This is a genomic window from Nitrosospira sp. NRS527 (genome assembly GCF_018406445.1).
GTDB classification, from domain to species: Bacteria; Pseudomonadota; Gammaproteobacteria; order Burkholderiales; family Nitrosomonadaceae; genus Nitrosospira; species Nitrosospira briensis.
On sequence record NZ_AP024515.1, the window covers coordinates 2,060,157 to 2,072,627 of the forward strand.

A 12,471-nucleotide genomic window follows, 5' to 3' on the forward strand; every position below is an offset into this window, starting at 1 on the left:
GGGGAACAGTAAAAACGAAACAGAGCTGATCTGCAATAGCCCATCTGTTCCACCCCGCTAGCAGCTTTGATGCCGGCTGAGCCTTGACAACACTGGATTTGATGTGGCAGTTAGCAAAACTTGTTGAGATATCCCTGCAGATCCGGATACCCCTTGCTGGATGGGCTCCTGGCATTCCCTGACGGGAATGATTTGATGGTGTTGCCTTGGCGATCAAATTGCCGGGTTTTTCCGCCTGGCAGTCCTGCCAGGAATACCGCCCGTACGGTATGGCGACAACCCTTTACCGGTTCGTCGCCCGTAAAAAGAGCCCATAGCGGCATCAAATGCCTGGGCAGCAGACCCCACTCAACCATCCGCGCCATTTCATGGCGGGACTCGGTTGCATGATGATAAAAAACCCCCATAAAGTTATCCCGTTCATTAGCTTAGTGAATAAGGTAGCGGCGTGATCTCCAGCGATGGGCCAGCCAGCGATTTCCAGCGAACCGCCGCGGCCTCGACACTACTTGTCTGAATGACCGCCAGCACGTCAAAGCCGCCATCAGGGGAAGGTGATGCGTTCACTACCATGCCGATGGATTGTTCCCCCATATCGGCACCGAATAGCTCGTCCCCGGCCTCAACCGGGTTTTCGGATATCCCCGGCCGGATATTCGCCAGATACATGCGACGTTTGATTTTACCTAAATATTGACTACGAGCCACGATTTCCTGACCAGGGTAGCAACCTTTTTGAAAACTCACGCCGCCGATGGCCTCCAGATTTGCCATTTGCGGCACAAACTGCTCCTGAGTGGCGGGGGTAATGATGGGGATGCCGGCTTTGATTTCCAGCCAATCCCAACACGGCGCGCCCACTGGTACGGCTTCCCTGCTCAGACCTTCCCATATTGCGGGCACCTTCTCCGGCACGATGACCAGTTCAAATCGATTTTGCGCAAGGCGAATTATGCTCACGGATTCGCCATGAATCACGCCGAGACGGGAAGCGGGAACCTCACCCAGATTTTTCCGCACCAACGCCTCGGCATGGTCTCCCGCCACGCCCAAGCACACCAGATCATCGCTGGCGTCGGCAAGCTTCACTTTAGCGCGCAACACGTACATGGCCAGACGCTTCTGTATACCCGGGCGCAGTGCTGCGGGCAACTGCATGACGTACCCGCCGCCATTGCCGATGCCCTCGCTCCAGATCAGGAAACTCGCCAGTAACCTGCCTTTCGGATTGCAATAGCCTCCATAAAGCGCAGCGGAAGCATCGACCTGCTTTACGTCGCAACTCAACTGCCCTTGCAGGAAGGATTGCGCATCCTCTCCCGAGAAATGGATCAGGCCAAAGTGCGAAAGGTCGCTTAATACCGTAGCAGACCGGGCACTATCGAGTTCGGCCGCGTTGTCGCCAAAGCTGACGACGCGGTCATCCTGGATAATGGCGCCATGGTTGCGCAGATATGCTTGCCAGTTAAGGTTCATGCAGAACGATTTATGACTGTGGAAAGTGTTAATTATAAAGCATACGCTCCGGATGAGCGGCAAATCGCCAGGAATGAGATAATTCGATCATGGCTGACTTCATGCCTTCGCCTCTTCCCCCACTGCTGGTTGTCCGGCTCAAACCCTCCAGGCGCCTTGCCGCGATGCTGAGTGTCGCCCATTTCGCGGCGATCGGCCTGCTATGGCCGCTGATATTACCCGTATCGGCCAAACTGGCGGGGTCCGCCATGCTGGTCGTCAGCCTTGTTTTCTACTTGAGGCGTCACGCTTTGTTACGCTCGCCGGATTCGGTGATGAATATCGGATTATCGGAAGAAATGATTTGTACGCTTGAAACACGGCGCGGCGACCGCATCGTTTGCACATTGCTCGGCAGCAGCTTTGTCGCGCCTTATCTGACGTTACTCGAACTGAAGCCACTGAAACGCCAGGAACCCGCCAAATCAACTCCGCCTTCAAGCTGCCCGAGACGACAGCGAAGATTTTTCGCACGCAGTATTGTGATACTACCGGACGGAATAGATGCGGAGCAGTTCAGGCAGTTGCGAGTGCTGTTGCGGTGGAAGTGGAAAGATCCGGCGGAAAAAAACCCGGCAGGCCCCGGTTGAAGCTTACTGTTCTAATATGTGGCAAGCATGCTGTATTCAACCGAATACCCAGCCATGGTCCCCAACGGCTGGGTACTCGTCAACCGTTGGCGCTGCCTCAGGCCCGCGTTCCGGAAAATGCCCGCTGCTTGATAAAGCAGAAGCTACGGCTTGAGCCATTCCAAACAAACGGGCCAGGCATCATCCGATGCGCTGGTTTAAAATCCAGCGGACTAGAAAAAAACCAGCGAGGCGCTGCCGCTCAGACGTGTTACCGTATAAAAGTCTCGTTGTCCGCTAATCGGTATGATCGAGAACTTGTGTATAGTCGTTATACCGAAAGTTTTGACGGGTATCGTCTGCTCTCCCGGTATTTGCACATGCGGCAGCAGGATGCTGAAAGTAGTTCCACCGGTATCGACAGTCATGCGGATAGTTACACTGACAAGAATGCCGACTTCGGTCTCGACACTACGAATCTCGTCCCCACTGAAGCTGAGCGTCTGCTGCCGGTCCTGGTAGGTGAAACGCGGCTTGCCGTCAAAGCTGGTGGTCGAGTATGTAACATGGAGATGCTTACCGCTGAGCTGATACTGGTTTGGAATCTGGATGGCGGGTTGGTCCGGTTGCATGGATAACTCCTTCATTAAAATTAACCTCGCTCGAGACGACGACAATAGGCCGCGTTAAAGAGGATTAGCTGATCAATATGCAACGTAAAGGCGTTGGCTGGAAGCGCTGACTTTGCCGACTCCCACTGAAAATATAGATCACGGCGTTCAAAAAGCAAGGAACGAAAGAAGATCAACGAATCGAGAATGCGCCAGTGATTCAGGTAACGCCGGTACAGTATCATTTTCAATTGCTCTGGATCTGCTCGAAAATTCCACCCTTGGCGAAGTGCATTTTCTGTGCCTTCTGCCAGCCGCTAAAAATATTGTCGACGGTGAACAGCGCCAGGCGAGGGAACCGGTCCAATGGCTCACTGTGTCGGGGCTCACGTACTGATGGATGGCGCGCAGTCCATGTCGCACATGCGCATAGATGTATAGCAGCTCGATTGCGACTGGCTTGTTTTCTCCGGTCATAAGGTATTCGGTCCGACAGGCATCGGTGCGCTGTTCGGCAAAAACGAGTTACGCAACACTTCTCCTCCGTGGCAAGGCGGGAACATGTCAACTACCAGATTAGGTTGAATAACATGAATTTTCAGCAATTGCGCATCATCCACGAAACAGTTCGTCAGAACTACAATCTCACCGAAGCGGCAAACGCCCTGTTTACTTCGCAATCCGGCGTCAGCAAACATATAAAAGATCTGGAAGATGAACTGGGCGTCGAGCTGTTCATACGCAAGGGGAAACGGCTGCTCGGGTTGACCGATCCGGGGAAGGAACTGGTGAAGATAGTCGAACGCATCCTGCTCGATGCCAAGAACGTCAAGCGTCTAGCTGAGCAATTCAGCAACCGGAAGCAGGGGCGGCTAACCATTGCAACTACGCATACTCAGGCACAGTATGCCTTGCCACCGGTGGTGACCCAATTCAAAAAGGCGTTTCCTCAGGTGCATCTCGTCCTGCATCAGGCCAGCCCCGGCGAGATCGTATCGATGTTGCTCGACGGCCATGCAGATATCGGCATTGCCACGGAAGCGCTGGAGAGCGTTTCGGAGTTGGCGTCCTTTCCCTATTACTCATGGCATCACGCCGTCATCGTGCCGCACGGACATCCCTTGGAGTCCGTCCATCTCCTTACCCTTGAAGCGATTGCCGAATTTCCTGTTATCACATACCACGAAGGTTTCACGGGACGGACAGGAATTGACCAGACACTCGCAAAGGCAGGTCTGGTACTCGATATCGCCATGTCGGCACTGGACGCCGACGTCATCAAGACTTACGTCGAACTCGGGCTGGGGGTGGGCATTGTCGCTTCCATGGCGTTCAACCCGGCGCGGGATACGAAGCTCAACCTGCTCGATAGTTCGCACCTGTTCGAGAAAAATACGACCAATATTTCCGTCCGGCGCGGCCACTACCTGCGCGGCTACGCTTACCGCTTCATCGAGCTGTGCCTACCATCGCTGACGGAGGCGGCTATCCGCACAGGCGTCAAGCCCGAGGTGGACATAGAGCTTGGCACCTGAATTGAACCGCCTGCTTCGTACTCCTGGTCTCCGTCACATGACTTCAACCAGAACCTTTACTCTGGTTATTTCATTCATGCAGGATAGCGCAGTACAAGGTACGACATGCACCAAAACAAATTACACGTCGCCCCCAAGGAACCCACCGCTCTGATGATTCCATAGCCGCGCGTAGAGGCCATTGAGCGCTATGAGGCTTTGATGGTGGCCTTCTTCTACAATACGACCCTTATCGATCACGATCAGGCGATCCATTGCCGCGATAGTCGACAAGCGATGTGCGATTGCGATCACTGTCTTGCCCTGCATCAATCGATACAAGCTGGACTGGATGGCCAGTTCCACTTCAGAGTCCAGGGCGCTGGTCGCTTCATCGAGCAGGAGGATCGGTGCATCTTTCAGCATGGCACGCGCTATCGCAATCCGCTGGCGTTGACCACCCGAAAGCTTTATCCCCCGCTCGCCCACATGTGCGTCATAGCCTTTACGCCCCATGGGGTCGGTCAGCCCGGCTATAAAATCGTGTGCTTCGGCTCTTTTCGCAGCGGCTATCATATTCTCGTCGCTCGCATCCGGCAGGCCATATGAAATGTTATCCCTCACTGAGCGATGCATGAGCGAAGTATCCTGCGTGACCATGCCGATACTGGCGCGCAAACTGTTTTGGGTAACATGTTTGATATCCTGCTCATCGATCAGTATGCGACCCTGCTCGATATCATAAAATCTGAGCAGCAGGTTTACGAGGGTGGATTTACCTGCGCCTGAACGTCCAACCAGTCCAATTTTTTCGCCCGGCCTGATATGCAGCGAGAGGCGATCTATCACGGGTGTATCTCCTCCATAACAGAAGAGCACTTCCTCAAACCTGATATCGGCGTTATTGATCCGCAGCGGCTTTGCATCGGGGTAATCGGTTACCAGATGCGCGCGGGATAAGGTATTGATGCCGTCTCGCACAGTGCCGACATGTTCGAATAGCGCCGCCATTTCCCACATGACCCAATGCGACATGCCGTTGAGCCGTAGCGACATTGCACCGACGACAGCGACCGCGCCGACGCCTATTTCACCATTTGTCCATAACAGCAACGCCACGCCAACCGCACCGATGATAAGTGCCGCGCCCATGATCTGATTAACCGTCTCAAAGCTGCTGATCAATCGCATCTGGCTATGCACCGTTTTCAGGAACTCCTGCATCGCCGATTTCGCGTAACTCGCTTCCCTGCCCGCATGTGAGAAGAGCTTGACCGTTGCAATATTGGTGTAAGCGTCACTGATGCGCCCCGTCATGAGAGAACGTGCATCGGCCTGGGATTGAGAAACCCGGCTCATGCGCGGAACAAAAAACCACAATGTAAAAATATAGAGAATTAACCACGCCATAAAAGGCAGTAACATCCAGACATTAAAATTACCGACCACCGCAACCAGCGTAAAAAAGTAAATCGTTACATAAACGAGGATATCTCCCAGGATAAAGCAGACGTCACGCAGTGCGAGAGCGGTTTGCATGACCTTGGCCGCTACGCGACCGGCAAATTCATCCTGATAAAAGTTCATGCTCTGATTGAGCATCAGCCGGTGGAAATTCCAGCGTAGCCGCATCGGAAAATTCCCCCCCAGCACCTGGTGCTTAATGAGATTTTGCAATCCGACCAATATGGGGCTTGCCGCCAATATCCCGGCAAACAGAAGAAGCGTGTACCGTTCCTGTTGCCATAGCAGAGAAGGTGGAATTTCACTGAGCCAGTCGACCACCTTCCCCAGTATCGCAAACAATATTGCTTCGAACGCGCCTATGGATGCGGTAAGCAAGGTCATCGCGACAAGATACCGCCTTACGCCATCTGTCGCTTCCCACACGAAAGATGAAAAGCGTTTTGGCGGAATCCTGTCCTGGGAATCGGGATAGGGATAAATCAGTTTTTCAAAGTAACTAAACATTTAAATCATCCAATAACAGCTTTAACAACAAGCCTCTGGTCGCTAAAACGCATTAAATTTGATATTTGATATTCGGCTGATGCATCGCTACATTAAAATACGGTGATGACCATCGCAGCCTGAAGCTGAAACAAAATATACAATAGCACCGATTCTCCGATGCAATATCCGATCAACGATCGCGGCACCGCCCAACCAGGCTGGATGGCATGCGATCAAGGAAGTGGAACCTGGAGCATACATGCCTGGTGCCTATGCACATCTCACGCTCGTCAATCTGATCAGGGAACCGGCCCGGCTCGAAAGCCGCGGTTTAACGCCTGAGGCAATCGTTCCGGTACTGGATTACTTCCGCTTTTGCGAGCTTGGCGCGGTCAGCCCGGATTATCCCTATCTGGATATCGCTCATCCCGATGCTTGCCAGTGGGCAGATCGAATGCATTACCAAAAAACCGGCGATATGATCAAAGCAGGAATTGATCTTATTAGAAAACTGGAAGGCGCATCGCAGCAGAAGACATTTGCCTGGCTACTGGGATATACGAGCCATGTCGTGGCGGATGTGACGATTCATCCCGTCATCGAGCTGAAAGTAGGCGAATATCAAAAAAACAAGGGCAAGCACAGAATCTGCGAGATGCATCAGGATGCCTATATATTTCAGCGATTGAATATCGGTGAGATAGGTTTGGGCGAGCATCTGGATTCGGGAATCTGGGGATGCTGCGATAAACCCGACAGCGGAAAGCTCGATCCGATAATCGTTAGGACTTGGCAGCGCATGCTCGAGACCTGCTATTCCAACCCATATCAAAGTAATCCTCCGATCATCGACAATTGGCACGGCGCATTCAAGTTCATCGTTGACAAAGCGGAAGAAGGCGGTGCACTTCCCCCTTTTGCGCGACACGTTGCCACCAATCTCGGCCTGACCTATCCGGCGATAGCCGATCTCGACAATCAATATCTGAAGGGTCTGGCCACCCCTCTCGGACCGATGAATTATGACCAGATATTCGAACGGGCGATGGAAAACGTCCTTACCGCCTGGTCGTATATTGCCAGTGCCGTGTTCACGAAAGATGACGCGTACCAGACGGCATCGGTCAACTGGAATCTGGATACCGGAAGAGACGCTGACGGCAACTATGTCTATTGGAAGGGCCACGCATGACCAGAGCCACTGTTGCCAACGCCATTGGCGTTATGATCACGATTGGTTTCCTGACAGGTTGCACCTCCAGTCAGCGAGGCCCCGATAGCGAGGAAATGTACGTCAAAGCCTCTGCACTGACAAAATTATCGGCTGCGGTGGAATCGACGGTGCGTTATAAAAGCCCTCCACCCGATCTTGGCGACAGCGAATTATTGGAACTCGCCACCCGGCACGATCCGGTGCTATTGGAAAATTTCCGGGGCTATAAGCTCAGGGTGCTGCGGCAGGAGCGCCACTCGGTAGTGCTCGTATGCGATGCGACCGGCACCCGTGCACTTCTGGAAGACGCAGGCTGCTCCGGCCCGATGGATCGCGAACGCTGGATGGGAAAGACCGAGCCATGCGAGTTCTCGATCGATACGAAACAGGTTTGTGGCGGAAATTGATATTCATATTTAGCTACCGTTTCAATACCGTATCCTTCGCCTCCGACAGCAGCTCGGGATAATCCCGACTGTAGTGCAGACCACGGCTCTCATGCCGCAGCATGGCGCTTTGCACGATAAGGTCGGCGGTATCCACCAGATTGCGTAGTTCCAGCAGATCGCTGGTTACACGGAAATTTGCGTAATACTCGTTGATTTCTTCATGTAGAAGACCGATTCGGTTCTGTGCGCGTTGCAAACGCTTGGTAGTGCGGACAATGCCGACGTAGCTCCACATGAAACGACGCAATTCGTCCCAGTTGTGCGAGATGACGATCTCCTCATCCGCATTGGTAACACGGCTTTCGTCCCATTGCGGCAACTCAACGGCGGGTGCTGGTGCCTGCCTGATAATATCATTGGCTGCCGCCTGGCCGAATACCAGGCACTCCAGCAGTGAATTGCTTGCCAGCCGATTGGCGCCATGCAAACCGGTATGGGCAGTTTCGCCGATCGCATAAAGATTATCCATGTCGGTTTTGCCCTTCCGGTCGGTGAAGACGCCACCACAGGTGTAGTGAGCGGCGGGCACAACGGGAATCGGTTGCGCGGTGATATCGATGCCGAATTCCAGGCAGCGCTTGTAAATGGTGGGGAAGTGCTCTTTCAGGAATTTGGCCGGCTTGTGGGATATATCGAGATAAACGCAATCGAGTCCGCGTTTTTTCATTTCGAAATCGATTGCGCGGGCGACAATATCCCGCGGCGCCAGCTCCGCGCGTTGATCGTGCCAGGGCATGAACCGCGAGCCATCGGGAAGCTTCAACAAACCGCCTTCGCCACGTACCGCCTCACTGATGAGAAATGATTTGGCATGGGGGTGATAAAGGCAGGTGGGGTGGAACTGGATAAATTCCATATTGGCTACGCGGCAGCCCGCGCGCCAACCCATGGCGATGCCATCGCCGGTAGCGGTGTCGGGATTGGTGGTGTAGAGATAAACCTTGCCGGCACCGCCAGTCGCCAACACCGTGTTGTTAGCGCCGATGGTGTAGACCTGTCCGGCTGCGCTGTCCAGCACATAGGCACCATAGCAGCGGTTGCCGTTATGATCCGCGCGGCCCAGTTTCGCGCTGGTAATGAGATCGATCGCGACATGGTGCTCAAGCACGGTGATATTGGGATGGGTACGTGCCTTCTCGATCAGGGTCAACTGCACGGCCTGCCCCGTCGCATCCGCCGCGTGGATCACACGCCGTACGCTGTGGCCGCCCTCCCGGGTCAAATGATACCCGGTCCCGCTACCCTCGTTTCGGGTGAACGGAACGCCCTGGCTGATGAGCCACTGGACGGCCCGGGGTCCTTCTTCAACCACGTATCGCGTAACGGCTTCGTTACAGAGTCCCGCGCCTGCGATCAGCGTGTCCCTTATGTGGGCTTCTGGCGAATCTTCCTCCGACAAAACCGCGGCAATCCCCCCCTGCGCCCACCCGCTGGCGCCGTCCAGTAGCGCGCGTTTGGTAATGAGGCCCACCTTGTTGGTTTGCGCCAGATTCAGTGCCAGGGTGAGGCCAGCCAGACCGCTACCGATGATCAGAGTGTCGAAATTGAGCTGTGGCAATTGAGTATTCTTGTTTTAATTCCAATGAATGTAATAATAACAGACCTGCCGCCGGTCTTTATACGCATTATGCCATCATGCTTTGCGACAGGGCAGCGACACGCCGACTTCACCCAAGCTTCACGTCGACGGATGGGAAAGTTGGAACGGGCTCCTATAGCAAACATCGGAAAGGACGCCCCGCTGAGGATTATTTTATATGGCACGCATGGCTGACGAACCCCTGTTCGATTTGCAGGGTACTGTGATGAATTGCATACTGGACTTCGAGTGTATTTCTGATCTCGTCCATGAATGTGTCGCCAGGATAACCCTCAGGCATTACCAGGTGAACGGTCAATGCGCTTTCTGTCGTACTGAGGCCCCATACGTGCAAATCGTGTACATCCATTACGCCGGGTTGGCGCCGTAGATAGGTGTCGATAGCGGCGATATCGATGTGCGCCGGTACTGCGCTTAATATCAACTGCACTGAATCACGAAACAAGCCCCAGGTACTATAGATAACCACGGTGATGATGATCAGGCTGATGACGGGATCGAGCCAGAACCAACCCGTTAAAACTATTGCTATGCCTGAAACCACTACGCCTGCGGAAACCGCAGCATCCGCCGCCATGTGCAGGTACGCACCCCGGATATTCGGATCGTCCTTGCTTTCCTTCAAGAGCAGCCACGCGGATAAGCCGTTGATGATTACACCTGCAGTTGCAACCACGGTTAGGGTCAGGCCGGATATGACGGGAGGCTGCGAGAAACGGTGAACGGCCTCCCAGGCAATCGCACCGCAGGCCACAAGAAGCAGCGTGGCATTAGCCAGCGCAGCTAGAATGGAAGTACTGCGCAATCCATAAGTGTAGCGTTCGCTGGCCGCTTTACGCGACAGAATGGCGGCGCCCCAGGCGAGTACAAGGCCGAGCACATCCGATAAATTGTGACCTGCATCGGCCACTAAAGCCGTGGAATTGGCAGCAAAGCCATAGCCGAACTCAACCACTACGAACGTTATATTTAAAACGATGGCAATCGCAAATATGCGTCCGTTGTCATGCCGGTTCGCGTGCCGATGACCGCCATGCCCAACCGGTGAAGGCGGTCCGGAAGGAGCATGCTCATGCTTGTGGTCGGAGTAATTTCCCATCATGCTCCGCTTGGATGAGAAGGATATGTGTCGGCATATCGCCGGGCCGGCATTAATACCACCCGACCTGATATTACTCCCATCCGATATGCGCCGGGCTTACTCATGAAGCGTTGATCGAAACAGGTTGGGCCTCCGAATGACCGATGAAGTGAACTCACGCAAATGTGCACGCTCGCTGCTTCCTTTCCCCGATTTTAAACCCATATAATTCATTAGGACGCGAGATGATGGCGAGACAGGTTGCGAGACAGTTTTGCCGGTTAAGAGAAGTCCATAGCTTGGGCTATGGACGCCGCGCAGGTAGCAAAAATGGCTGCAAACTGACCGCCAGCACTCGCGTAGGCTCGCAGAGCCGCCTAATGAATTATCTGGGTTAATAGCAAAGGCTATGTCTGTTATCGTACAGAACGCGCCGCGCCGCGCGTGCATATTATCTTCCTGCACCGATTTTTGCCCTGGCCACATGGAAGCCGCTTGACGAGCAAAAAAGGAGATATCTCATCATGCCTACCGATAATAGCCACGACATGCAAGCATGCATCGATGCATGCAGCCATTGCCACCAGATCTGCCTGCAAACTGCCATGAATCATTGCCTTGAATCAGGCGGAAAGCATTTGGAGCCCGAGCATTTCCGACTCATGATAAACTGCGCCGAAATTTGCCAGACGTCGCTTAATTTCATGCTGAGCGGTTCCAGGCTGAGCAATCATGTCTGTGGTGTCTGCGCCAGAATTTGCGATGCTTGCGCGGAAAGTTGCGAAAAACTGGATGGGATGGAGGAGTGCGCCCGCGCCTGCCGCAAATGTGCGGAAAGCTGCCGAAGCATGGCGAGCTAAAATCGCTGATTCTCGCAACCCTCAACTCTCACATCGGCAAAATGCCGGATTGAAGCGGCACTGTGAGTAGCAAGTACCCGGGATTGTGCTTGATGCGATGTAAAATGACACGAGTGGCAGGATTTGAACCGCGACCTTCGCTTGGTTATGTCGCGTTTTTATGCAGTACCTGAGTAAGAGTGAGGGCGCCGATAAAGTGAAACGAGGCAATCGAATTCAGCCTTTCCATTCCTTTTGGTTCCTCCATCTAACTTTTGAACTGTTATCGAGATCGTTTCTTATATCGTAAAACTGTTTGGAATTGCGCCATGAACTCTGCCATATCGAATAACCACATTTTCAGCTGAACTAATTTATATTATACGTTGTCTGTTCACACAGGCCACCGACAGTGTGTCTGCGTGTGATACCCAGATGGACCCTTGAACGAGTATACTTGACTGGGCTGCCTCGTAATACAGCAGTCACAAGTATAAAAAACACAAATTCAGGGATTAGGTGGCATGGGTGACCGGGAAATCGATCAGCAGCTGGTGGAGCGCGCGCAACAAGGAGACAAACATGCGTTCGATCTGCTGGTGATCAAGTATCAACGCAAACTTGCACGATTGCTATCGCAATTTATCCGCGACTCTGCGGAAGTGGAGGATGTGACCCAGGAAGCCTTTATAAAAGCTTATCGCGCGCTACCGTCGTTCCGTGGAGACAGCGCGTTTTATACCTGGTTGTACAGGATTGGTATTAATACGGCAAAAAATTTTTTGGTGGCTCAAGGTCGGCGTGCGCCGACGACCACCGCCGGCTTCGATAACGAAGATGCCGAAGGCTTTGAGGAGGGCAGTCATTTACGGGAGATGAACACGCCGGAAAGCGAACTGACAAGCAAGCAGATCGCGCAGACGGTTAATCAGACCCTGGAGGAGTTGCCTGAAGAATTGCGTACGGCAATTACGCTGAGAGAAATTGAGGGGCTAAGTTATGATGAAATTGCTGTCATCATGAATTGTCCCATCGGTACGGTCCGGTCGCGAATATTTCGTGCCCGGGAAGCTATAGCGGAAAAACTACGGCCCCTGCTGGGGACCGGCAAAGATAAGAGGTGGTAG

12 protein-coding genes and 1 pseudogene are annotated in these 12,471 nt (G+C 53.4%); 7 read left to right on the plus strand and 6 right to left on the minus strand.

Going from position 1 to position 12,471, the window contains the following annotated elements:
* Window positions 1-110: 110 nt before the first annotated feature.
* Complete coding sequence (locus KJS40_RS09240; protein WP_213537235.1) at window positions 111-407, minus strand: hypothetical protein; 297 nt, start codon at window positions 405-407, stop codon at window positions 111-113.
* 16 nt (window positions 408-423) lie between these two features.
* Window positions 424-1,476, minus strand: coding sequence for a folate-binding protein YgfZ (locus tag KJS40_RS09245; RefSeq protein WP_213537236.1), 1,053 nt, complete (start codon window positions 1,474-1,476; stop codon window positions 424-426).
* Between the two features lie 89 nt (window positions 1,477-1,565).
* Here KJS40_RS09245 and KJS40_RS09250 point away from each other — a divergent pair, with 89 nt between their 5' ends.
* A complete protein-coding gene (locus tag KJS40_RS09250; protein WP_244859524.1) occupies window positions 1,566-2,105 on the plus strand; it encodes a protein YgfX in 540 nt (179 codons plus the stop codon).
* Window positions 2,106-2,317: 212 nt separating this feature from the next.
* On the opposite strand, the gene KJS40_RS09255 is transcribed toward KJS40_RS09250, so the two are convergent.
* The gene (locus KJS40_RS09255; RefSeq protein WP_213537237.1) at window positions 2,318-2,716 is read right to left on the minus strand and encodes a hypothetical protein; all 399 of its coding nucleotides are present in this window, start codon (window positions 2,714-2,716) and stop codon (window positions 2,318-2,320) included.
* A gap of 345 nt (window positions 2,717-3,061) precedes the next feature.
* Between KJS40_RS09255 and KJS40_RS09260 the strand changes: the two are divergent.
* Both KJS40_RS09260 and KJS40_RS09265 read left to right on the plus strand, forming a co-directional pair.
* Window positions 3,062-3,259: pseudogene (locus KJS40_RS09260) on the plus strand (aminotransferase class V-fold PLP-dependent enzyme); the annotation flags it as partial.
* A gap of 26 nt (window positions 3,260-3,285) precedes the next feature.
* Window positions 3,286-4,230 carry a CysB family HTH-type transcriptional regulator gene (locus KJS40_RS09265; RefSeq protein WP_213537238.1) on the plus strand — a complete coding sequence of 315 codons (945 nt, stop codon included), beginning with the start codon at window positions 3,286-3,288 and terminating at the stop codon, window positions 4,228-4,230.
* A 120-nt stretch (window positions 4,231-4,350) separates the two neighbouring features.
* On the opposite strand, the gene KJS40_RS09270 is transcribed toward KJS40_RS09265, so the two are convergent.
* Complete coding sequence (locus KJS40_RS09270; protein ID WP_213537239.1) at window positions 4,351-6,180, minus strand: ABC transporter ATP-binding protein; 1,830 nt, start codon at window positions 6,178-6,180, stop codon at window positions 4,351-4,353.
* Between the two features lie 241 nt (window positions 6,181-6,421).
* On the opposite strand from KJS40_RS09270, the gene KJS40_RS09275 reads away from it, so the two are divergent.
* Entirely contained in the window at window positions 6,422-7,354 is a 933-nt protein-coding gene (locus KJS40_RS09275) for a zinc dependent phospholipase C family protein (RefSeq protein ID WP_213537240.1), read from the plus strand.
* Complete coding sequence (locus tag KJS40_RS09280) at window positions 7,351-7,782, plus strand: hypothetical protein (RefSeq protein ID WP_213537241.1); 432 nt, start codon at window positions 7,351-7,353, stop codon at window positions 7,780-7,782. Before KJS40_RS09275 ends, KJS40_RS09280 begins: the two co-directional genes overlap by 4 nt.
* Before the next feature lie 13 nt (window positions 7,783-7,795).
* Here the strand turns inward: KJS40_RS09280 and nadB are convergent, their stop codons facing one another.
* Together nadB and KJS40_RS09290 are read right to left on the minus strand one after the other, a co-directional pair.
* Window positions 7,796-9,382 (minus strand): L-aspartate oxidase, encoded by a 1,587-nt coding sequence (nadB, locus tag KJS40_RS09285; protein WP_213537242.1) that lies wholly within the window; start codon window positions 9,380-9,382, stop codon window positions 7,796-7,798.
* Window positions 9,383-9,572: 190 nt separating this feature from the next.
* Window positions 9,573-10,526, minus strand: coding sequence for a cation diffusion facilitator family transporter (locus KJS40_RS09290; RefSeq protein WP_244859525.1), 954 nt, complete (start codon window positions 10,524-10,526; stop codon window positions 9,573-9,575).
* 776 nt (window positions 10,527-11,302) lie between these two features.
* Between KJS40_RS09290 and KJS40_RS15545 the strand changes: the two genes are divergently transcribed.
* The gene (locus KJS40_RS15545) at window positions 11,303-11,365 is read left to right on the plus strand and encodes a four-helix bundle copper-binding protein (RefSeq protein ID WP_348529557.1); all 63 of its coding nucleotides are present in this window, start codon (window positions 11,303-11,305) and stop codon (window positions 11,363-11,365) included.
* A gap of 503 nt (window positions 11,366-11,868) precedes the next feature.
* Entirely contained in the window at window positions 11,869-12,471 is a 603-nt protein-coding gene (gene rpoE, locus KJS40_RS09295) for an RNA polymerase sigma factor RpoE (protein WP_090456443.1), read from the plus strand.